Below are 22,659 nucleotides of genomic sequence, written 5' to 3' on the forward strand. Positions count from 1 at the left end.
CGGTCATCCCAACGCCCGGATGACGGCGTCCGCCCGGGTGACGATCGCGACGTTCTGCATGGCGAAGTTGATCGAGGCGTTGTGCCAATCGGCATTCATGGTCGAGCAGCAATCCTCGGGCACGATGATGAAATAGCCCTTGTCGGCGCCGGTGCGGGCGGTGTGCTCGATCGACATGTTGGTCCAGGCGCCGGTGTTGATGATCATGTCGCGGCCGGTCGCCTTCAGGATCGTCTCCAGCCGCGTGCCCTCCCAGGCGCTCATCCGCATCTTCTCGACCACGAAATCGCCGGGCCTTGGCTCGAGACCCGACACGGGCGCCGCGCCCCAGCTGCCGCGCACCATCGCCTTGCTGTCGACCAGGCCTTCGAACAGCGGGGCGTTCAGCGTTACCCCGGGCGCGCCCGGCTCGACGACGAACCAGACATGGATGATGACGACGCCGCGGGCCCGCGCGGTCTCGGCAAGACGGCGAACGTTCTCGACAACGTGCTGCTGCCGCGCATGCTCCGGCGCTCCGGACTCGGCAAACGCGCCGCCGGCCATGATGACGTCATTCTGAAGATCCTGGATGATCATGGCACAGCGCTGCGGGTCGAGATGCATCTCGCCGTCGGCCAGGATGGGGGCAGCAGGTGCGGAGCCGGCAGCCGCGGTGCCACTTGCAGGTCTGGCGTTCATATATGGCTCATGGCGTGGGCCGACCTTGGTCGGGATAGCGTAGACCGAGTGCGTCGAGGTCAGATACAGCGTGCGGAAATCCGGGCCGCCCCAGGCGAGGTTGGCGACCAGCTCGGGAAGGCGGACCTTGCCGAGCAATTCGCCGCGCGGCGAATAAACCCAGACGCCGCCCGGCGCGGTGACCCAGACATTGCCGTGCTGGTCGCACTTCATGCCGTCGGGCAGTCCGGGCTCGAGCTCGGAGCGGATGCCGCTGGCGAACACGCGCGCATTGGACAGCGAGCCGTCGCCAGCGACCTCGAACACGCGGATCAGCGCCTGGACGGTGTCGTTGACATAGAGCAGCTTCTCGTCCGGCGCGAAGCACAATCCGTTCGGCTGGTCGAACAGGGTGCGGTCCACCACGAGCTTCGGCTCGCCGCCGGGCACGACGCGATAGACGCCCTGGAACCCGAGTTGCCGCGGTCGCTCGACGCCATAGACCGGCATGCGGCCGTACCACGGGTCCGAGAAATAGATCGCGCCGGAGGAGTGCACGCAGACGTCGTTCGGGCTGTTCAGCTCCTGACCCTGAAAGTGCGAGGCGAGCACCTCGCGCCGGCCGTCCGGTCGCTCGCGGATGAGCTGCGAGGTCGCGTGCTCGCAGACGATCAGGTTGAGCTCGGCGTCATAGGTCATGCCGTTGCATTTGTTCGACGGGCGCTTGACCTCGGTGACGCCGCGCCGCGGGTCCCAGCGCCGCCGCACGTCACCAGGCATGTCCGAGAACAGCAGATAGTGATCGATCGGATGCCAGACCGGTCCCTCGGTGAAGTCGAAGCCAGTGCCGACCTGCGCGACCGGCGCGTAGGGGTCGATCAGGGTCTCGAATTCGCTTCGCAAGGTGACGTGGGTCATCGCTCGATCCTCAAGTCACGTTACGCCGGAAACCAGTTGCGTGCCGGCAGCGATTGCACGATCGGTCCGGGGACCTGATCGTGCAGGCGCCCGACGACGTTGCCGCCTTCGATCTTGGCGGGACGGTCGTGCACGGGCAGCAGATAGCGCGAACTGCTGAGCAGCTTCTTGATCGAGGCCTTCTCCGCCCGCTTGCTGGTGCCGTGGTTGCCGGTGGTGCGCGGCTCCCAGTCGTGGATCTCGTTGAAGGGCGTGACGATCTGGTCGTTGAAGTCGTAGATCACGTCGCCGCAGATGGTCGCGATGCCGTCGGCGGTCTCGACGATGACGTTCATCGATCCCTCCGTATGCGCATTGGCGGCGTCGCAATAGACGCCGGGCATCAGCTCGATCGGGCCGGTGATCTCGAGATCAAGGAAACGCAGCGCGCTCTTGGTATGCAGGCGGTCGATCAGGTGCTTGATGTCGGGCGCCGGGTATTGCGGATGCATCAGGCCGGAGACGGAATATTCCAGCTCCTTGCGGTTGAGCACCACGGTCGTGTTCATCGGAAACAGATCGTCCTTGCCGGCATGGTCGATGTGCAGATGGGTGTGGCAGACGAAGCGGACGTCGCCCATGCGCACGCCGTGGCGCGCCAGCTGGTTCTCGATCATGTTCTCGTGGTACTGAAGCCCGCGCATGCCCAGCGTTTCCATGATCTGGTTGGAGCGGTAGCCGGTGTCGACCACGACCGGGTATTTCCCGCCGAGGATCAGGAAGCCGAGGGTGAGGACGCGGCGGGTGCGACCGCAATCGCGGCCGAGAACCAGAAAGCTCGATTCCAGCTCGATATCGCCATAGTCCAGGATCTTGATCTCCAGCGCCATTCGTTGCTCTCCCTGTCCTGTCCCTTGCCTGTCAAAGCCGGTAGACGCGCATTGCCGTCGTCTTGAAGATCGCGTCCTTCTGCTCGGCGCTCAGCGGCGCAGCGGCTGCGCGAAACGCATCGACGAGCTCGCGATAGCTGGTCCATAATTTCTCGATCGGAAAATTGGAGCCGAACAGGCAGCGTTCGGCGCCGAAGATCGCGACCGTGTCAGTGACGACGGCGGCAATATGCGCGGGGTCGTTGCGATGGATGAAGGTGCCGAGCCCCGACAGCTTCGAGACCACGTTCGGACAGGCTGCCAGCCGCGCGACGCCGGCGCGCCAGGCTGCGCGGCCGGCGGGCGAGAGGTCCTCGAGCATGCCGGCATGCTCGAGGATGAAGGTCACGTTGGGGCAGGCTTCTGCGAGCGCAGCGGCCTGCGGCATTTGCGGCGTGAACACCTGCAAATCGAAGCTCCAGCCATAGTCGGCAAGGTGCGCAATGTTGCGCTGGATCATCGGATCGGCGCAGAGATCGGCGCGGGCTGCAAAGCGATAGAGCGGGTTCTCGTGCCAGTGCAGCTGCATCCGGACGCCGCGCACCAGGGAATAGCGCTTCAGGCGGTCGAGCTGCGGGCGCACGTCGTCCACGGCGAAATTGGCGTAGGCGACAATGGCATGGGGCCAGCCATGCGCGTCGGCGGTTTGCTGGACCCAGGCGGCTTCGTCCTCGAAACGGTCGTTGGCCCAGTTGGTCTGGACGTAGACCGAGCGGGTGACGCCGGTGCCTTTGAGGTCGTCGAGATATTCCTGGATCGGATAATCGCGCCGGATTGGCTCGTAGGGTCCGAAGATGCGGGGCTGCATCGGGCCGACCAGCCAGGGCAGGTCGGTCTGGCGCCAGATGTGGTGATGCCCGTCGATCATATCGGTCACGCTGCTCTCCTTCGTCCCAATGCCAGAAGGTGTGCGACGATCGACGCGCTCGAGCCGCCGTCGACGAGGTCGTCGACGAAGCGCTCGATGGCCATGAGCGCTTCGGTTTGAGGCCGGAAGCCGGGGCTTGTCGCCAGTGGCGTCAGCCAGCTCACCCGCCAGGCCCGCCGTGACAGCTTTGCGACCGCATCGCGCAGCGCATCGGGTTCGCCGCGCTCCAATCCGTCCGAGACGATTACGACAGCGGCGCCGCGGGCATAGCCGCCGAAGCGGGGCACGGCGAGGAAGGCCTGGAGCGCGTCGCCGATGCGCGTGCCGCCGTCCCAGTCGCTGACCAGATGCGCGGCCGCGTTCAGTGCCTGCTCGCGGCGCTTCAGGCGCAACGGACGGGTGACGCGGGTGAGCCGCGTGCCGAAGGTGAACACCTCGACATTGGGCGCAGCCTGCACCAGCGCATGCGCGAGCTTCATATTCTCCTCGGTGCGGCTCTTCATCGAACCGGAGACGTCGATCAGCAGCAGCATCTTGCGCGGGCGCTGACGCCGCTTCATGTGGCCGAGCCGCAGGATCTCGCCGTCGCTGCGAACGCTGTCACGCAAGGTGCGGCGGAGATCGGCAAACGGACCGCGGCGGGTCCGCATGCGACGGTGACCGCGCCGCCGCGGCAGGCGTCGTGGAGCCTCGCGCGCCAGGCGGCGCAGTGCGTCGGTCGTGGAGATTTGCGCGAAGCGGCGCTCGACGAGCGCCTCGGTACGTGTGGCAGTCAGGCCGGATTCATTGGCGTCATCGGACAGCATTGGCTCCTCGTCGCCGCGGCCTTCTTCCTGAAGCCGGACGGTTTCGTCCTCTTCGCCGTCGTCGGCGCGCTCGATCGCCTCGCTGCCGCGGAAGTGCAGATCGAACAGCCGGTCGAAAGTGGTGCGGCGCTCGGGCGGCGGGGCGAGGGTGGCGAGCGCCGCCTGCCTGATATCCTTGAGGTCACGCGGGCCGAGCAGCTCGATCGCGGCGAGGAACGCGGTGGTCTGTTCCGGCGCGACGGCAAAATTGTTGGCACGCAGCAGCGCAACGAAGGAGACGAAGACGCGGGCGGCGCGCGGAAGCCGGGGCTCGGTACTCATGCGGTTGCCTCCGCGAGCATGGCGTCGAGCCGGGGCGAGATGAAGTGCAAATCCTCCTCATCCTTCAATGCCACGCCGATCGACCGCTTGAAGGCGTCGGGCCAGCGCGCGCCGCCCTTGTTGAGGAGCGTCGCGGCTTCGGCCCAGTCGACAGCCTCGGCGATGCCGGGCGCCTTGCTCAGGGGCTCGCGCCGCAATCTTTCCACGGCGGCGACGACGGCGCGGGCTGTGGCCTCGGCGACGCTGGAGGCGCGCATCATGATGATCCGTGCCTCGCGCTCCGCGGTCGGATAGTCGATCCAGTGATAGACGCAGCGACGCCGCAGGGCTTCATGAAGATCGCGCGTCCGGTTCGAGGTCAGCACGACGACGGGCCGCTCGGCGGCGCGCACGGTGCCGCGCTCGGGAATCGAGATCTGGAAGTCCGAGAGGAATTCCAGCAGGAACGCCTCGAACTCCTGGTCGGCGCGGTCGATTTCGTCGATCAGGAGCACAGTCGAATCGGGAGCGCGAAGCACGGCCAGCATGGGACGTTCGATCAGGAAAGCCTCGCCATAGATATCGATGCTCTCGTCCCCAGCCTGGCGGATCGCCAGCATCTGGCGCGGATAGTTCCACTCATAGAGTGCGGCAGACGCGTCGATGCCCTCGTAGCATTGCAGGCGGATCAGGCGGCGGCCGAGCACGGCAGCGATCGCTTTTGCGGCTTCTGTCTTGCCGACGCCCGGCGCGCCCTCCAGCAGCAGCGGCTTGCCGAGTGCGAGGCCGAGATAGGCGGCGGTCGCAAGTCCCTCGTCGGCGAGGTAATAGGCCGCGCGCAGCGCTTTCTCCAGCGCCTCCGGGCTGTCGATACCGACGATGTTGCTGCGGACCGCCACGGCCGATCCTCTAACGCCGCGCCTGCGGCCGCGCGCCACCTTGGGCCTTGATCGCGCGCAGCACTTTTTCGGGCGTGATCGGCAGGTCGTCGATGCGGACGCCGACGGCGTTGAAGATCGCGTTCGCGACGGCCGGCAGCACCGGATTGGCGCACATCTCACCAGGTCCCTTGGCCCCGAAGGGGCCATCGGGCGCCGGACGCTCCAGTACCGCGATATCGTGCGGGCAGATGTCGCCGGGGCCGGGCATCAAATATTCGACGAAGTCGCGGGGCCCATGAACGGGATCGGGATAATAGGGCTCCGGGGTCTCGTAGAGCGCATGGCTGACCCCCATCCAGGCGCCGCCGACCAGTTGCTGTTCGACCAGACGCGGGTTGAGCGCGCGGCCGAGCTCATAGGCGGAATCCATCCGGACCATCGCGACCTCGCCGGTCTCGTCATCGACCTCGACTTCTGCGACGAGACAGGCATGGGCGTAACAGGTCGCCGGCGACATCTCGCCGGTCTCCGGATCGACATCGGAGAGCGGGACCAGAAAGATGCCGCGGCCCGAGATGGTCTTGCCCTGCCTGAACTGCGCGGCAATCGCGACGTCCTTGGTCGAGATCGAGCGGTGCGGCGCGCCCTTGACGTGGATGTTGCCGCGCCCGTCGGTCTCGAGGTCGGCGGCGTTGACCTCCAGCTCCTCGGCCGCCGCTTCCATCATCACCCCGCGCGCCTCGCGGGCCGCGGCCATCACCGCATTGCCGACACGGTGGGTGCCGCGCGAGGCGAACGAGCCCATGCAGTGCGGGCCGGTGTCGGAATCGGCGGTGTCGACATAGACGTCCTCGACGGGAACGCCGAGCGTTTCGGCGCAGATCTGCCGCGTCACCGACTTCATGCCCTGGCCGAGGTCGATCGAGGACAACGCGACCGTGAACTTGCCGCTGGGATTGGAGTGGACCAGGGCCTGGCTCGGATCGCCGCCGAGGTTCATGCCGATGGGATAGTTGATCGACGCCATGCCGCGTCCGCGATGCCGGGTCATGTCAGCGTCTCCTAGTCCCGAACACGGATGAGAACCGCGTGGCGCCGTGCGACGGCGCGGCCGGGCGCGGCGGGGGAGGCGGCGGCGCCGGCGGCGGTGGATCGCGCGGCGGCTGCCGTGTCGCGGTCACGGGCGCGCGGTCATAGCTGGTGCGCTGCTGGACCGGCGTCGGCCTCGCGCGCGAGGAATCCGTCGGCGTCGGCGGGACCACGGCGCGGCTGCCGCCGCCGTCCTTGCGCGAGGAGGCGCGCTTGAACTCGTCGCGGATCGGCCATTTGGCCTTTTCGGCCGCGACCTGCACGCATTCGATGAGAGCCGTGTTCTTCGCCTCACGTCGATGTGCCTTCATGTCGCCGTCGCGATAGGCGTTGAGAATGCGAAACTCCATCGGGTCCATGCCGACGAGATTTGCGAGCTTGTCCATCTGGCACTCGATGGCAAAATCCATCGCGGTGACGCCGAAGCCGCGCATCGCGGTCGCCGGCGTGCGGTTGGTGAAGACGCAATAGACATCGCCGTAGACGTTGGGGATGGTGTAGGGGCCCGGCAGATGCGCGGCGCATTTCACGGCGGCGTAGCTGGACAGCCTTGTATAGGCGCCGCTGTCGAAATAGGCCCGGATCTTGCGCGCGACGATGCGGCCGTCGCGCATGACGCCGTCCTTGATGTAGATGCGCTCGGCGCCGCGCGGCGGGCCATACTGCATCTCCTCCTCGCGCCCGAACACGTAGCGCACCGGTCGCCCGGTCAGCATTGCGCCGAGAATGGCGAGCGGCTCGGTCAAGGTATCGACCTTGCCGCCAAAGCCGCCGCCGACGGTGCCGCCGATGAAGTGGAAGGTGTTGGAGGGCACATCCAGGATCTTGGCGCAGGTGTCGACCGAGAAGAACAGCGCCTGGGTCGAGGTGTAGACGACGTAGCGTCCGTTGGTGTCGGGCGCGGCAATGGCGCCGTTGGTCTCGGTCGGCGCGTGCTCGATCGGCGACATCTGGTAGCGCTGTTCCAGCACGTGGTCGGCGGTCGCAAGCGCCGCGTCCGCATCGCCGAAGCGCAGGCGCTGATGGTCGTAGGCGTCGTGATAGATGAAGGCGTTCTTCGGATAGGTCTCGTTGACCACGGGGGCGCCGGGTTTCAGCGCGTCCTCGACGTCGAACACGGTCGGCAGAGGCTCATAGTCGATCCTGACCTTTGCGATCGCCTCGAACGCCTCGCGCTCGCTGTCGGCGACGATGGCGAGGATCGGCTCGCCCTTGTAGCGCACCTTGTTGACCGCCAGCGAGGGCTCGTCGTCCTTGCCGAAATTGATCAGGCTGAGAAGCGTGTTGAGATTGACCGGAACGTCGGCGCCGCGAATGATCCGGCGGACGCCGGCCGAGCGTTCTGCGTCCGTGGTATCGATGCGGCGCAGCCGCGCATGGGCCTGTGTCGAGCGCACGACCTTCAGGTGCAACATGCCTTGCAGTTGATGGTCATTGAAATAGCTCGAGGTGCCCGTGATGTGCCCGAGCATGTCCTGGCGCTGGGTGCCCTTGCCGATTTCCTTGAGATTATCGTCGCGCTCGTCGGCGAAGATGTCCTTGCGCAGTTCCAGCATGGCGCGGCGTCCTTCAGGCGCTGACCCGGCCGCCTGCGGCGGCGAGAATGGCATTGATGATCGGCTCATAGCCGGTGCAGCGGCAGATGTTGCCGGAGATGGCCTCCACGACCTCGTCGCGGCTCGGCGAGGGATTGCGGTCGAGCAGGGCCTTTGCGGCCATCAGCATGCCCGGCGTGCAATAGCCGCACTGGGCGGCAAAATGGTCGGCAAAGGCACGCTGGAGCGGATGCAGGTTCGGTCCCTGCTTCATGCCGTCGAGCGTTTCGATCGAGCGGCCGGCGACCGTCTCGGCGAGCGTCAGGCAGGACAGGTGCAGCTCGCCGTCGACCAGCACGCTGCAGGTGCCGCAGCCGCCCTGGCCGCAGCCGAATTTCGGCGTCATGTCGCCGATCAGCTCGCGCAACGCGACCAGCAGATTGGTGCCACCCTCGACGAAGATCGCGATGTCGCGGCCGTTGTGACGAAATTGAAGCGGGATTTTCGACATGGGGCTCTAGTCCTGTCCCGACAGCAGGCGCCGCAGGTGGACGCCGACGATTTCGCGGCGATACCAGGCGCTGCCGAGCGCATTGTCGGATGGCGACGTTCCTTCGGTCGCTGCGGATGCAGCGGCCGCGATGGTGGCGGCATCCAGCGAGCGGCCCTCCAGCGCCCGCTCGGCGGCACGGGCGCGGATCTGCGTCGGCGCCATCGATCCCAGCGCGATGCGAGCGCCCGCGATCCGGCCGCCGCTGATCGGCAGATACGCGGCCAGCGTGATGACCGAGCCGCCCTTCGGCTTGATGCGGGCGATCTTGCGATAGCGGAACGTCTCGGCGCTGCCTGGCCGGGTGCAGGACACCGACAGCACGAGTGTCCCGGCCTGCCGGTCGCGCGCCTGCAGGAACTCCTCGATCGGAATGTCGCGCGCGCCAAAGCCGCCTTGCACGGCCACGGTGGCATCGAGCGCCAGCAGCGCGACGGTGAAATCGCCATAGGGAGTTGGCGCAAAGAGGTTGCCGCCGACGGTACCCATGTTGCGCACGGCTGGACCGCCGATCGAGCGGGCAGGAGCATGCAGGAAGGCGAGGTCGCGTTCGGCGAGGATGCGGGCGAAGGTGACGCCGGCCCCCAACGTGATGCGCGGACCCGATGCGTCGATCCGGGTGAGGGCCTGATCCTGCGCGCGGACGACGGTCGAGATCGACACGTCGCCCTCGTTCAACGCGCGCATCACCAGCGTGCCGCCGCCGAGATAGCGCGCGCTGCGATCCGACGACAGGGCTCCGGCCGCTTCGCTGGCGCTTGTAAAGGTCTTGACCGTCACGGCCATGATTATGCGGCCTCCTTTAGGTGTCGGCGGATCGCATCGAAACCGGCTTGATAGATGTCTTCAGCGACCATATGGGTGATGCGGTCCTTGTCCTCGGGCTTCGTGGTGAAGCGGGACTCCCAATGCCAGAAGGTGCGGTCACCGTCGGTGACGGGCAGCAAGCGGACATGGGCGACGTAATTGAACATCGGGATCGGGGTATCGAGCAGGCAATAGCTGAAGCTCTGTTCGAGGTCGGACAGCGCCAGCAGCTGCTCGCGCAGCTCGGAGCCGTCCTTGAGCTTGAAACGCCTGACGCAGCCGATCTTGTCGGAGGACTGCGCACGCTCGATGGAGGAGGTCGCGACCGCGGGATGCCAGCGATCGTGCCCGTTGAAATCGCGCAGCATGGCCCACGCCGCATCGGTCGGCGCGTCCAAAATCGTGCTCTTGACGATATGCGGCACGGCTAGCCCTTTGTCGTTTTCTTCACCTCTCCCCGCAAGCGGGGCGAGGGGGCGCAGTGAGCCTTGATCGAAACAGGTGGTCTGGTCACGTCAGCCTCCGAACACGCGCTTCAGCGCGTCGAACCCGCCCTGGAACACGCCGCCGCCGATATTGCCGACGAGTTCGGCCTCGCGCTCCGGCGCGCAGTCGAACTCGGCGGTCCATTCCACAAAGGTCTGGTCGCCGTCGGTGACGGGGGTCAGCCGCAGCGTCGCGACGTAGTTCTCGACGCCCATCGGGGATTCCAGGATCGAATAGGTGCAGAACATGTCGTAGTCGGAGAGGCCCAAGAGCTTCTCGCGGATGCGGTCGCCGTTGCGCAGGCGGAAATCTCTGACGCAACCGATTTTGTCCGAGGGCTCCCCGCCTTCGATGCGGCTTTCGGCGATGGCCGGATGCCAGTTCGGCAGACCGTTGAAATCGCGCACCCGCGCCCAGACGCGGTCGTTGCGGGCGTTGACGACGGTGGAGACATAGACGCGGGCCATGGGCGCGACCTCAGCTCTTCTTCCTCGGCCCGCGCTCGGTCGGCGGTTCGCCACCCTCGGCCGCAGGCGGGGAGGCGGCCGGCTTGTCGCCGCCACCGGCGCTCTTGCGTGCGGACTCCTTGATTCCCTGCATGTCGCGGGCCTCGCGGATCAGGCCCGGCATTTTCGAAAGACTGCCGCCCTCGACGCCGATGTCGGACAGGATGGAGTCGATCAGGGGCGCCTGGACGCGATAGCGCAGCGCGGAATCGATGACCTCGTCGGTGGCGCTGCGGCCGCCATTGCCGTTTCCGTGGCCGTTGAGGCCGTCGACCTGGAGGATGCGGATGCCCTCGATCTTCTCCATCGGCTTGACGCTTTCGCGTACGATGCCTTCGATCCGGTCGAGCAGCTTTCTGCGGAACAGAGAGTAGCGCGCCTGGTCGGTGAGCACGTTCTCGGCCTCGTTGAGCATCCGCTGCGCCTCGGCTTCGACGGCCGCGCGTACGCGCTCGGCCTCCGCGGCGATGCGGGTCTCCTCGGCCTGTTTCTCGGCGAGCATCACCTCGACGGTCTTGCGGCGTTTTGCGATTTCGCTCTCGCGGGCGGTAATGACGCGCTCGGTTGCTTCCGTCGCCCGCATCCGCGCCTCCTCGGCCATCGCCTTGGCCGCGGATTCTTCCAGCGACTTCTGGTGGATGGCGATCGCCTTCTCCATCAGGACCGTCTCGACCTCCTTTTCGCGGTTGACCTCGAGCTTGCGCAGCTCGCGCTCGCGACCGACGCGAGCCTCGTCGAGGCCGCGGTCGGACGCGATGCGGGCGCGCTCGACCTCTTCGCGGGAGGCGATCTCGGCCTCCTGCAGCGACTGGACGCGGGCGACCTCGAGCTGCTCGATGGCGCGGCGGCGCTCGAGGCGCGCGGCTTCCAGCGCCTGCTCGCGCGAGACGTCCGTGGTCTCGACCTCCTTGCGGGCAACGATCTCGGCCTGCCGGACCTGGCGATCGGCATCGATCCGCTCCGATTTTTTCGCGGAGAGTGCGATGACGCGGTCTTCGTCGGCGATCTCGATCGCCTTCTTCTGCTCGATGTTGAGCACCTCGCGCTTCTTGGACGAGTTGATGCGCTCGGCTTCGAGCGCGAGATCGACCGTAATGCGTTGGCGCTCGATGGCATCGCGCCGCTTCAGCTCGGCGGCCTCCAGCACGCCGGTGCGCTCGATTTCGAGCGAGCGCGTGTCGCGCTCGGCCTGGATGCGCTCGGCCGCGACCGCCTTCTCCTGGGCGATGCGCGCCGCCTCGATCGCCTCGCGGGAGGCGATGTCGGCTTCCTCGACGGCCCGGTTGCGGGCGATCTCCAGCGAGCGCACGCGCTCCTCCTGGGCGATGCGCGAGGCCTCGGTGGTCTCGCGCGCGGCGATGCCGGCGACTTCGAGGGCCTGGTTGCGCTCGATCTCCAGCTGCCGGGTATTCTGCTCGGCGGCGATGCGCTCGGCGGCGAGCGTCCGTTCGCGGGCGATGCGGGCGGCTTCGACGGCGCGCTGCGCCTCGATTTCGGCCTCCTGGATGGTGCGCACCTGGTGGATCTCCAGCGCGCGGGTACGCTCGTCGGAGGAGATGCGCTCGACGTTGACGATCAAGGTCTGGGCGATGCGTGCCTTTTCGGTGGCCTCGCGGGCGGCGATCTCGGCCTCGTCGACGGCACGGGTGCGTTCGATCTCGCGGCGCCTTGTCTCCTCCTCGTTGGCGATGCGGGCATCGGTGACGACACGATCCTGCTGGATGCGGGCTTTCTCGATCGCCTCGCGGGCGGCGATCTCGGCTTCCTCCACGGTGCGCATCCGCTCGATCTCGCGCTGGCGGACTTCGCGTTCCGACGCAATCCGCGTCGTATCGATCGCGCGCTGGTTGGTGATCCGGGTCTTCTCGATCTCCTCGCGCGCCAGCAGCTCCTTCTCCTCGATGGTGCGGGTGCGCTCAATCTCCTTCTGGCGGGTCTCGCGCTCGGAGGCGATGCGGGCCTCCGCGATCGCCTGCTCATTGGCGATCCGCGCACGTTCGATCGCCTCGCGCGCCGAGATGTGGGCCTGCTCGGCCTCGGTCTCGCGCAGCGCGCGCTCGCGGGCGACTTCCGTGCGCTGGAGCGCGCGGCGCATTTCGATGTCGCGTTCCTGCTCCAGCCGCGCGGTCTCGCTCTCGCGCTCGATGTCGAGCGCCTGACGTTCGGCCTCCAGATTGCGGGTGCGGATCTTGATCATCGAGTCCTGCTCGATGTCGTTGCGCAGCTTGCGCCGGGCCTCGATGTCCTCCATCAGGCGGGTCAAGCCTTCGGCGTCGAACCGGTTCGACGGGTTGAAGAATTCGAGGTCGGTCTGGTCGAGATCGGTGATGGCGACCGATTCCAGCTCGAGACCGTTCTGGGCGAGGGCTTCTGCCGCATTGGTCTTGACCCGCTCGACATAGTCGCCGCGCCGCTCATGCATCTCCTCGAGGGTCATTTCCGAAGCGACCGAGCGGATCGCAGAGATGAACTTGCCGGCCAGCAGCGCGTGCAACTGCTCCGGCTCCATGGTGCGGCGGCCGAGCGTCGCAGCCGCGATCGAGACGGCTTCACGGGTCGCCCGGACGCGGACGTAGAAGTCGGCCTCGATGTCGACCCGCATGCGATCGCGGGTGATGACCGCATCCTGCTTTGAACGCACGATGCCCATCGGCAGCACGTTCATGTTGACGGAGGTGTAGTCGTGGATGAAGGGCAGCACGAAGGCGCCGCCGTTGATCACGACGCGCTCGCCGAGGAAGCCGGTCCGGACGAACGACACCTCCTTGGATGAGCGGTGGTAGAGCCAGTTGACGATGTAGACGCCGACCACGATGACGACGACTGCGACGATCAGCCAGAGGATGAGCTCGCCGACCAGGATCCCTGACATGTTTCTCTCCCTCGATCGTTCCGGCGTTATCGCGCGCCGATCGCCTTGAATTTGCGTACCTGGTCCGTCAAGGCTCGCTCGACCGGCAGCCGCTCCATCGAAGAGGCGCCGTAGAAGCCGTGGCAGTAGCGGGTGTTCTTCATGATGAAATCGGCATCCTCGGGATCCGCGATCGGACCGCCATGAGCGAGCACCAGAATATCGGGATTGACGCTGAGTGCGGCGGAGGCCCAGATGTCGATGCGCGCCGGGCAGTCCTTCAGCTTTGCTGCGGTCTGCGCGCCGATCGTGCCGCCGGTCGTGAGCCCGAGATGGCAGACGATGATATCGGCGCCGGCGATCGCCATCGCGGCGGCTTCCTTCTCGCTGAAGACGTAAGGCGTCGTCAGGAGGTCCTTCTCGCGCGCCTTGGCGATCATGTCGATCTCCAGCGCGTAGGACATGCCGGTCTCTTCGAGGTTGGCGCGAAAGACGCCGTCGATCAGACCGACTGTCGGAAAATTCTGCACGCCGGCAAAGCCGAGCGTCTTTAACTGGTCGAGAAAGACGTCCATGTCGCGGAACGGGTCGGTGCCGTTGACGCCGGCGAGCACCGGCGTCTTGCTGACCACGGGCAGTACTTCGCTGGCCATCTCCAGCACGATGGCGTTGGCATCGCCGTAAGCCATCAGCCCCGCCAGCGAGCCGCGACCGGCCATGCGATAGCGGCCGGAATTGTAGATGACGATGAGGTCGACGCCGCCGGCCTCCTCGCACTTGGCCGACAGGCCGGTGCCGGCGCCGCCGCCGACGATCGGCTCGCCGCGGCTCGCCATCTCGCGGAATCGTTTCAGGAGTGCAGCGCGTTCAAACCGGGCCATCGGTCACCTCGCTAGTCTCCGCCGCGCCCCGGTGCGGCCGAACAGGGTTCGGAATGCACTGACGATGGCGGCGGCGAAATCGGGATCGTTGATGTTCTTGGGGATGCGGATGAGCCGGCGGTTGCCGGTCTGCCGCACATCGCGCTCCAGCGCGCGAAACAGGGCGGTGTCGGCGTCCGGATCCCAGAATGGCTGGCCCCGCGCATCGAGTGCGGAGACGCCGCCCTCGGGCAGGAAGAAGCGCACCGGACCATCCATCTGGTTGAGCCGCTCGGCGATCCAGCGGCCCATGCGCTCATTCTCTTCGACTGTCGTCCGCATCAGCGTTACCTGCGGATTATGGACGTGGAATTTGCGGCCGCGATACCGCTCCGGGATGGTGTCGGGCGCGCCGAAATTGACCATGTCGAGCGCGCCGACCGAGCCGACATAGGGCAGCCGGGCGCGGATGATCGCGCCGAAGCGATCCTCGGTGGCGGGAAACACGCCGCCCATCAGCAAATCGCAGATTTCGGTTGTCGTAATATCGATGACACCCGCGAGCTGGCCGGATTCGACGAGCTTCTCCATCGAGCGGCCGCCGACGCCCGTGGCGTGGAAGACGAGACATTCGAAGTCCTCGCCTAGATCTGCGGCGATCTTCTGGACCGCCGGGGTCGTCACGCCGAACATGGTGATGCCGACTGCAGGTAGTCCTGCGCTGGGGGCGCGCTGCCTGGCCTCGCGCTGATCGAGGCGCGCCTTGACCATGCCTGCGATCGCGTTGGCGCCGTTCGACAGCACTGCACGCGAGATCGAGTTCAGTCCCTGAATGTCGGTGACCGAGTGCATCATGGTGATGTCGGCGGGGCCGACATAGGGTCCGACATCGCCAGAGGCGACGGATGAAACGATCAGTTTGGGCACGCCGACCGGCAGGGTGCGCATGCCCGGGGCAACCAGCGAGGCCGCGCCCGAGCCGCCGGCGGAGATCACGCCGGCGACATTGCCCTGGCGCCGCAGCCAGTTGGCGAACGCGTCCGCCATCGCCGTCACGGCCGCGCCGCGGTCGGCGCCGAACACCGCAGCCCCGCCGCGGCCATGGTTCAGCGCGATCTCCTGCGCGGAGACATCGCAGCTGGAGTGCTTGCCGCTGGTGGAGACGTCGACCAGCCGGGTGCGCAGGCCGCTCTCGGCGACGATGTCGCGGATGAAGCGGAGCTCCGTCCCCTTGGTGTCGAGCGTGCCGACGACCAGCACGACCGGCGGCCCTGACGACTGGGACGTCGCCGGCTCGCGCTTGCGCCGCGCCGTCTCGTCGAGGCGCGATACCTGCGTCGAAAGCGTGCGTGCCGCCGCTTCGATCCGTGCGATCGGCGCCGGTTGGGACCAGCGTGTCGGCGGTGTCGGGTTGGAGATGTAGATCCGGATCGGGCCGCTCGGCCGGGTGGCCTGCGGCGCCGACTTCGCCTCTGAGCCTGCCGCCGGCACGTCGAGATCCGGCGTAAGCTCGGCATGCAAGCCGACGCCGAGCAGACGCTGCTGCAACTCGCGGTCGGCGGCGAGCCGCGCTGAGTCGATGATGCGGTTGATGCGGCCGTTGACCATGATCGCGACATTGCGCGAGATCGCGGTCGCCACGCCGATGTTCTGCTCGATCACGAGCACGGACATGTCGCCGTCCTCACCCAACCGCAGCAGCATCTCCTCGACCTGAGCGACGATGACGGGCGCGAGTCCTTCGGTCGGTTCGTCCATGACCAGCAATTGCGGGTTGGTCAGCAGCGCGCGCGCGATCGCCAGCATCTGCTGCTCGCCGCCGGAGAGCTGGCCGCCGCCATGGTCCTTGCGCTCGGCGAGGCGCGGAAAGGTGTCGTAGATGCGCTCGACGGTCCAGGCGCCGGACCGCATCCCGCCGGCAAGACGGAGATGCTCGTCCACGCTGAGCGAGCGCCAGAGCCGGCGGCCCTGCGGCACATAGCCGACGCCGAGACGCGCGATATGAGCCGGCGGGCGCCGCGTGATGTCCTCGCCGCGGACCCGGATCGAGCCGCCGCTGACCGGTACGAGGCCCATGATGGCCTTGCACAGCGTGGTCTTGCCCATGCCGTTGCGGCCGACGACGGAGAACACGCCGCTCTCCAGCGTGAGATCGACGCCTTGGAGCGCATGCGAGTGGCCGTAATAGACGTCGAGGCCCCGGACCTCGAGCGCAGCGGAGGTGCGGCGGGCCTCATTCATGGCCGCCTCCGAGATATAGCTCCTGCACTTCGGGATCGGACTGAATCTCTTCCGGCAGGCCTTCCTTGAAGATGCGGCCGTTGTGCATCATCGTCACGCTCTCGACGACGCGCAGCGCCACGTCCATGTCGTGCTCGATGATGATGTAGCCGATATGGGCCGGCAGCGAGGTCAGGATCTCGATCAGCTCGGCGCGCTCGGTGGGCGAGAGGCCAGCGGCCGGCTCGTCGAACAGCACGAAGCGCGGGGCGCCGGCGAGCGCCAGTGCGATCTCGAGCTGGCGCTGCTGCCCATGCGCGAGCTCGGCGACGCGCTGGTCCTTGACCGCAGTCAGATGCACGGCCTGCACCAGATTGTCGGCGGCGTGCATCAGCGCGTCGTTCGGGCCGGGGCGCAGGAACGAGAACCGTCCGCGCGAGACGCCGCGGCAGGCGAGGTAGACGTTGTCCTGCACGGTGAGGCCGGGAAACAGCGCGGAGATCTGATAGGTGCGCCGCAGCCCCCGGCGGATGCGCTCGTAGGGCGGGAAATGCGTGACGTCTTCGCCGAAGAAGCGGATCGTGCCTGATGTCGGCGGGAAGTCGCCGGTGATGCAGTTGAACAGCGTGGTCTTGCCGGCGCCGTTGGAGCCAAGAACCGCGCGGCGTTCGCCGGGACGCACGGTGATGGTGACGTCAGTCAAGGCCGCCAGCGCCCCGAATAGCCGCGTCACGCCGCGCAGTTCCAGCGCTGCGCCGGCGCCGACAGCGGAGAGGCGCTGGGCGACGCTATCCATGGCCGCGCCCTCCGCCTTGGCGGTTCACCTCGCGATGCTGGCTTTGGCGCCAGCGCTGCCAGAGACCGATCACGCCGTCCGACGACCAGAACACGATGGCGAGAAAGCCGAGGCCGATCAGCAGGCGGAAACGGTTGCCGTCGAGCCCGATCTTGACGAGGAAGTCGAGCGCGAAGGTGCGCAGCAGCACGAAGACCAGCGCGCCGATATAGGGACCGACCGGGCGGGTGATGCCGCCGACGACGGCGATGATGAGGATGTCGATGCAGGCGCCGACGCTGACCGAACCGGGCGAGATCTGGCGGTAGTTCCAGACCTGGAGCACACCGGCTAGGCCCGCGATGAAGGACGCCACCGCATAAGCCGCGACGCGGTGGGCATTGACGTTGAAGCCCAGCGCGGACATGCGGCGCGGATTGTCGCGCACGCCCTGGAGGGCGAGACCGAATGGCGCACGGGAAATGTAGTCGACCGCAAAATAGCAGAGCCCGGCCGTCGCGAGCACGACATAGTAGTAGGGAATGTCCGCCCGCCAGTCGACACCCCAGAAACGCGGCGTCGCGACGTTGTTGATGCCGGTGTGGCCGTTGAAGATCGCCCAGTTCTGGTTGGTGAAGTAATAGAACGCGGCGCCGATCGCCAGCGTGATCATGATGGTGTAGATGCCTTCGGTGCGCACCGCCAGCGCGCCGCCGAGCGTGCCGAAGACGATTGCGAGCGTCAGCGCCATCGGCACCGCCAGCCACCACGGCCAGCCGAGGCTGATACTGGCGTTGCCGCTGACGCCGAACACCGCGACCATGTAAGCGCAAAAGCCCGCGATGCTGAGCTGCATCAGGCTGACCATGCCGCCATATCCGGCCAGGAACATCAGGCTGAGCGCGACGGTGCCGAGGATCAAGGTGGTCGCAAAGATCTCGATCAGGAAGAAGCCGTTGGCGATCAGCGGCATGATCAGCAGGATGGCCGCTACGATCCAGGCCGCGGGATTGTTGATATCGGGCCAGCCGCGTGCAGCCGGTCGTTCCACCGTTGACGCGGGCCTGTGAACCTGAACGCTGGCGTCGTGAGTAACGGACATCTCAGCGCCTCGCCAGCAGGCCCTGCGGCCGAAGCGCCAGCACCAGCACCATGATCAGGAAGGTTACGACGATGGCGTAGGTGGGGATGTAGACCGAGCCGAGCTGCTCGGCGAGGCCGATGATCAGCGCGCCGAGCGCGGCGCCGGGAATCGAGCCCATGCCACCCACGATCACGACGACGAGGGAGGCGAGCAGGAAGCGGATGTCCTCACCGGGCGAGAGCGACTGGAAAGTGCCGCCGACCACGCCGGCGATGCCGGCAAGGCCGGCGCCGAGCGCGAAGACGAGCACGAAGACGACCTGGATGCGGACGCCGGTCGCGGCGAGGATGTCGCGGTCGTCGACGCCGGCGCGGATGATCATGCCGATCCGGGTGCGGTTGAGCGCGAGCCACATCGCGATGCCGATGACGACGGAGGCCAGGAAGATCACGAGCCGGACCAGCGGATAGCGCAGGTAGACCGGCTCCCCCGAGGATTTCACCGCGGTGAGCAGCGGCAGCTCGATCGGGCCGATCAGCCAGTTCGGGGTCTGGATCTGGTAGAAGTCGCCGCCGCAGGCCCACAGCATCAGGTCGGCGAACACGATCGAGAGCCCGATCGTCACCATGGTCTGGCGCAGATCCTGGCCCTCCATGCGGCGGAACACGAGAACCTGGAGCAGCACGCCGACCAGCGCGGTCAGGACGAAGGCGACGATGAACGACAGGACCCAGGAGCCGGTGGAGGCGCTGATGGCGTAGCCGACATAGCCGCCAAACAAATAGAGCGAGCCGTGCGCGAGATTGACGTTGCGCATCAGGCCGAAGATCAGCGTGAAGCCGCTGGCGACGAGGAAATACAGACCTCCCAGCGTGATGCCGTTGAAGAGCGCGTTGAGGAACACCCGCTTGCGGCCGACAGCCTCTTCGAGGCCCGGCGGCCACACCGCGAAGATCAGCCACAGTGCCACCGCGACCGCGATGATGACGATCAATGCCCAGGCGGGATGGCGCTCGACGAAGCGGCTCATGATCGCCGCTCCGTCTCCACGTCAATCCAACCCTCTCCCTGCAAGCGAGGTGAGGGGGCGCGCAGACCGTCACCGGCTGCAAGCCCTGCCATGAACGTGTGCTCCCTGTCGACCGCGATCCTCTTGTCGGGACCGCGTTCCGCACATCCTAGTGGGGCTGACGGGGGCGCATTTGATCGTGAGTATCTTTTCGCGCGCCCGTCAGGCGCGCAAAACCTTGGCGGCGCGGCGATAATCGGTCGGGGCCATGCCGACATTGGCGGCGAAAAAACGCGTGAAACCGCTTTGCGAGGAGAAGCCGAGATCGAAGCCGATATCGGCGATCGGCGCCTCGCTCGCCACCAGCGCCTCCAGCGCCTGCTCCATCATCAGCGTGTTGAGATAGAGGTGCGGCGTGACGCCGGTCTGGGTGCGGAACAGCCGGTAGAAGTGCGGTCGCGACAGGCCGGATTCGCGCGCGATGGTGTCGAGCTCGATCTCGGCGCCGGGACTTTCCGACATCATCTTGATGCACTTGCGCACGCGAAAATCGGTAACGGAGCCGTTCGCGCGCGGATCGCGCGCGGTCTCCGCCTGTTGCCAGCTCTCGTCGTAGCAGATGTCGATCAGCCTTCTCAGCTCGCCATCGAGGCTATTGAGCGAGGGTGCGCCGCACACGAGGGCGGCTGCGTGCCTGATATGCTTGTCCAGCGCGACCGACCTCGTGAACTGGGTGCGGCCGAAGCGCAATCGGTCTGTGCCGGGCGCGTCGGGGGCAAACCACTCCGCATTGACATAGAGCACGAAGAAAACGGCGCCGCCTTCGAGGTCGGACGGCAGAAAATTATGCGGTTCCCATGGATTGACTGCGACGACGGAACCTTCGGTGAGGTCGTAACGTCCATCGCTGACATCGATGCACGCGGGACGCCCCCCGACATGGAAGATCAAATGACCTTCGCGATGCGCGTGGATGTTGAAAGGGCGGTTCAACTGATAGACCGTCGCCCGGCCGAATCGGCCGTGGAAGACGGCGAGCGCCCGGCTCATGCCTTCCCTCCCAGAAGCTCTTCTTTTTTCCGATAGCGTTCAACAACCGGGGAGAGAATGCAAGTGCGCACACGTCGCGCCCTTTACAAATCTCTCCCCGGTCAGTCATCGTCCGCAATGGGACTACGTCAGTACTTCTTACATTCCGGTACTGTACGGCTTGGCAAACCGATCTTTGCGAACACTGCAGGGTCATAGCCCAGCGTCTGGTTGACGTTGGGGATCACCTTCACGACCTTCGAGAACAGTGCGCCCTTGCCGTCGTCGACGACTTCGGTGACGAAGTTTGTGCCGATCGCCTGTCGGTTGGAGTCGAGCTTGATCTTGCCGTTAGGCGCGTCGATCTCGATCTTGGCGAGGGCTTCCTTGTACTTGGCCTGGTTGTTGGAGAGATCGCCATTGACCTGCCGCAGCGCCAGGATCAGCGCCATGGTCGAGTCGTAATAGTTGGTGGCGAGCAATGACGGGCTCGGGAAGCGCTTGTTGGGCGGGAAGGCGTCCTGATAGGCCTTCACGAATTTCTGCCAGCCCGGATCCTCCCAGGTGTCGGCCTGTCCGCTCGCCGCGATGGTGCCGATCAGAGCGTTCTTGGCGTTGCCCTTGGACGACAGGATGGTCTGGTCGATCATGATGGAACCGCCCATCAGATGCGCCTTGCCGCCGGCCTGCTGATACTGGTTGAGGAAGTTGACGGCGTCGGCGCCGCCGAGGCCCAGATAGATCGCATCGACATCGTCGGGCAGCGCCGCGATGACCGAGGCAAAGTCCTTGGTGCCGAGCGGCACCCATTGCCGGTTGGTGACCTGTCCGCCGGCGCCGCAGAATTCGAGCACGAGGCCGAACACCTGGGTGTAGATGAAGGAATAGTCCTCGCCGACGGTCGCGATCTTGCGATACTTCTTCTCGTCATAGGCGTATTTGCCGAGGCCCACCTGCCACTGCGCACCGTCCATGTTGTAACGGAAGAAGTTCGGGGCGGGATCGACATAGGTCGTTTCCTGGGCGCCCGAAGCGGCGTTGATGAAAGTCAGCTCCGGATGGGTCTTTGCGAAATTCTTGACGGCGATGCCTTCGTCACCAGACAGCGGAGACAGCAGGATCTGCACCTTGTCCTGCTCGATCAGCTTTCGCACGGCACGAACCGCTGAGTCGGGCGTCGCGTCCGTGGAGGCGATGATGAATTCGAGTTCCTTGTCGCCGACCTTCTTGCCCAGCACGTTGAGCGCGGTCTGGTGGCCGCGGATGCCGTCCTCGCCGAGCACCGTGTAGGTGCCTTCGAGGGTCGCGGTGACGCCGACCTTGATCTTTTCCTGGGCGATCGCCGCGCCCGAAAGAAACAAGCTGCTCAGCGCGAGCAGTCCCACACTGCATTTCGACATTGTGCTCCTCCCTGTGTCACCGCTTTATTGCCGCGGGACGCCCGTGGCTCTCGAACGGCCCGCGGCTTTGGAGGGAAGCTAGCCGAAGTCGAATGCGGGTGCCTGCGTGAGCGCCTCGTCCGGTTTGACGGGCAGTCTCATTTTTGAATGTTGCGGCGCAAGTTGTTTTGCAGTGCAAGCGCCGACCGGGCTGTGCCTCGATGCACCCGCCGTCCTCGGCATCTCACACCCAGCCGCCATCCACGATGTAGTGCTGAGCGGTGCAGGCGGAGGCCTCGTCGGACGCGAGAAAGACGGTGAATTTGGCAACTTCATCCGGCATGAGCCTGCGCTTCAGGCATTGTCGCTGCTGCAACTCGATCTCGCCGGCCGGCGTCATCCATTTCTCGAGCTGCCGCTCGGTCATGATCCAGCCCGGCGCGATCGCGTTGACGCGGATGTTGTGAGGGCCGTAGTCGCGCGCCAGCGAGCGCGTCAGCCCAATCACGCCTGATTTGCTGGCGGTGTACGCCGCCATGCCGCCCTGTCCGGCGATCCACGACACCGAGCCGAAATTGACGATGGCGCCGGCATTCGCCGCCTTCATGTCCGGCAACACGGCCTGTGACGCAAAGAACTGGTGCTTCAGGTTCACTGCGATGCGGTCGTCCCAATAGTCCGGAGTCATCTCCTCGGTGTTGTGCCGTTCGTCATGCGCGGCATTGTTGATCAGGATATTGATAGGCCCATGCGCCTTGCGTGCCTCGACGACGCCGCCACGGAGCGCGGGGATGTCGGTGAGGTCGATGTGCTGGAAATGCGCGGCCATGCCCTGGTCGGACAGCTCACGCGCCAGTCGCTGTCCCTCGTCGACCTTGATGTCGAAGAACACCACCTTGGATTTCTGCTCCGCGAAGCGTCGCACGATCGCAGCGCCGATTCCCGCTGCACCTCCGGTGACGAGCACGACCTTGCCGGCGAGGTCGGAATAGATGGCAGCCATGGGCACCTCGGTTTGTTGCGGCCGGTGCGGCGGGCCGCCACCGAACCTTTTTCTAAACCTTAGCCATTTCAGCGGTGAGGTGCATAGATCAGAATTTTAGTTGCGTACCTCAAAAATCGAAGGCAGGATTGCGAT

The 22,659-nt window shown here is 66.1% G+C and carries 20 protein-coding genes; all 20 read right to left on the minus strand.

The annotated features are described in order from the left end of the window. Positions 1 to 3 precede the first annotated feature (3 nt). Positions 4 to 1,578 (minus strand): isochorismatase family protein, encoded by a 1,575-nt coding sequence (locus D6B98_RS17670; RefSeq protein ID WP_126258211.1) that lies wholly within the window; start codon positions 1,576 to 1,578, stop codon positions 4 to 6. Between the two features lie 20 nt (positions 1,579 to 1,598). After that, a complete protein-coding gene (locus D6B98_RS17675; protein ID WP_126258212.1) occupies positions 1,599 to 2,447 on the minus strand; it encodes an N-acyl homoserine lactonase family protein in 849 nt (282 codons plus the stop codon). A gap of 31 nt (positions 2,448 to 2,478) precedes the next feature. Beyond that, a complete protein-coding gene (locus D6B98_RS17680) occupies positions 2,479 to 3,363 on the minus strand; it encodes an amidohydrolase family protein (protein ID WP_126258213.1) in 885 nt (294 codons plus the stop codon). Further along, positions 3,360 to 4,481, minus strand: a complete 1,122-nt coding sequence (locus D6B98_RS17685) for a vWA domain-containing protein (RefSeq protein WP_126258214.1) — start codon at positions 4,479 to 4,481, stop codon at positions 3,360 to 3,362. Before D6B98_RS17685 ends, D6B98_RS17680 begins: the two co-directional genes overlap by 4 nt. Further along, positions 4,478 to 5,359, minus strand: a complete 882-nt coding sequence (locus D6B98_RS17690; RefSeq protein WP_126258215.1) for an AAA family ATPase — start codon at positions 5,357 to 5,359, stop codon at positions 4,478 to 4,480. Before D6B98_RS17690 ends, D6B98_RS17685 begins: the two co-directional genes overlap by 4 nt. Before the next feature lie 10 nt (positions 5,360 to 5,369). Beyond that, positions 5,370 to 6,392 carry a xanthine dehydrogenase family protein molybdopterin-binding subunit gene (locus tag D6B98_RS17695; protein ID WP_126258216.1) on the minus strand — a complete coding sequence of 341 codons (1,023 nt, stop codon included), beginning with the start codon at positions 6,390 to 6,392 and terminating at the stop codon, positions 5,370 to 5,372. Position 6,393: 1 nt separating this feature from the next. Further along, a complete protein-coding gene (locus D6B98_RS17700; protein WP_126258217.1) occupies positions 6,394 to 7,986 on the minus strand; it encodes a xanthine dehydrogenase family protein molybdopterin-binding subunit in 1,593 nt (530 codons plus the stop codon). A 13-nt stretch (positions 7,987 to 7,999) separates the two neighbouring features. Then, positions 8,000 to 8,476 carry a (2Fe-2S)-binding protein gene (locus D6B98_RS17705; protein WP_126258218.1) on the minus strand — a complete coding sequence of 159 codons (477 nt, stop codon included), beginning with the start codon at positions 8,474 to 8,476 and terminating at the stop codon, positions 8,000 to 8,002. A 6-nt stretch (positions 8,477 to 8,482) separates the two neighbouring features. Continuing rightward, positions 8,483 to 9,301, minus strand: coding sequence for an FAD binding domain-containing protein (locus D6B98_RS17710; RefSeq protein WP_126258219.1), 819 nt, complete (start codon positions 9,299 to 9,301; stop codon positions 8,483 to 8,485). Positions 9,302 to 9,303: 2 nt separating this feature from the next. Continuing rightward, entirely contained in the window at positions 9,304 to 9,747 is a 444-nt protein-coding gene (locus tag D6B98_RS17715; RefSeq protein ID WP_126258220.1) for an SRPBCC family protein, read from the minus strand. 90 nt (positions 9,748 to 9,837) lie between these two features. Beyond that, on the minus strand, positions 9,838 to 10,275 hold the full coding sequence (locus tag D6B98_RS17720; protein WP_126258221.1) for an SRPBCC family protein: 438 nt from the start codon (positions 10,273 to 10,275) through the stop codon (positions 9,838 to 9,840). 10 nt (positions 10,276 to 10,285) lie between these two features. Beyond that, complete coding sequence (locus D6B98_RS17725) at positions 10,286 to 13,186, minus strand: flotillin family protein (RefSeq protein ID WP_126258222.1); 2,901 nt, start codon at positions 13,184 to 13,186, stop codon at positions 10,286 to 10,288. Between the two features lie 26 nt (positions 13,187 to 13,212). Continuing rightward, positions 13,213 to 14,046, minus strand: coding sequence for a phosphoenolpyruvate hydrolase family protein (locus D6B98_RS17730; protein ID WP_126258223.1), 834 nt, complete (start codon positions 14,044 to 14,046; stop codon positions 13,213 to 13,215). 3 nt (positions 14,047 to 14,049) lie between these two features. Then, positions 14,050 to 16,266 carry an ABC transporter permease gene (locus D6B98_RS17735; protein ID WP_126258224.1) on the minus strand — a complete coding sequence of 739 codons (2,217 nt, stop codon included), beginning with the start codon at positions 16,264 to 16,266 and terminating at the stop codon, positions 14,050 to 14,052. Next, complete coding sequence (locus tag D6B98_RS17740) at positions 16,259 to 17,041, minus strand: ABC transporter ATP-binding protein (protein WP_126258225.1); 783 nt, start codon at positions 17,039 to 17,041, stop codon at positions 16,259 to 16,261. Before D6B98_RS17740 ends, D6B98_RS17735 begins: the two co-directional genes overlap by 8 nt. Next, entirely contained in the window at positions 17,034 to 18,122 is a 1,089-nt protein-coding gene (locus tag D6B98_RS17745; RefSeq protein ID WP_126258226.1) for a branched-chain amino acid ABC transporter permease, read from the minus strand. Before D6B98_RS17745 ends, D6B98_RS17740 begins: the two co-directional genes overlap by 8 nt. 1 nt (position 18,123) lies before the next feature. Then, complete coding sequence (locus D6B98_RS17750; RefSeq protein WP_126258227.1) at positions 18,124 to 19,134, minus strand: branched-chain amino acid ABC transporter permease; 1,011 nt, start codon at positions 19,132 to 19,134, stop codon at positions 18,124 to 18,126. Between the two features lie 201 nt (positions 19,135 to 19,335). Then, positions 19,336 to 20,163, minus strand: coding sequence for a helix-turn-helix transcriptional regulator (locus D6B98_RS17755; protein ID WP_126258228.1), 828 nt, complete (start codon positions 20,161 to 20,163; stop codon positions 19,336 to 19,338). A 128-nt stretch (positions 20,164 to 20,291) separates the two neighbouring features. Further along, positions 20,292 to 21,542, minus strand: coding sequence for an ABC transporter substrate-binding protein (locus tag D6B98_RS17760; RefSeq protein ID WP_126258229.1), 1,251 nt, complete (start codon positions 21,540 to 21,542; stop codon positions 20,292 to 20,294). Positions 21,543 to 21,765: 223 nt separating this feature from the next. After that, the gene (locus tag D6B98_RS17765; protein WP_126258230.1) at positions 21,766 to 22,524 is read right to left on the minus strand and encodes an SDR family NAD(P)-dependent oxidoreductase; all 759 of its coding nucleotides are present in this window, start codon (positions 22,522 to 22,524) and stop codon (positions 21,766 to 21,768) included. Positions 22,525 to 22,659 lie beyond the last annotated feature (135 nt).

This window comes from Bradyrhizobium sp. LVM 105 (assembly GCF_003957705.1).
GTDB lineage: Bacteria > Pseudomonadota > Alphaproteobacteria > Rhizobiales > Xanthobacteraceae > Bradyrhizobium > Bradyrhizobium frederickii.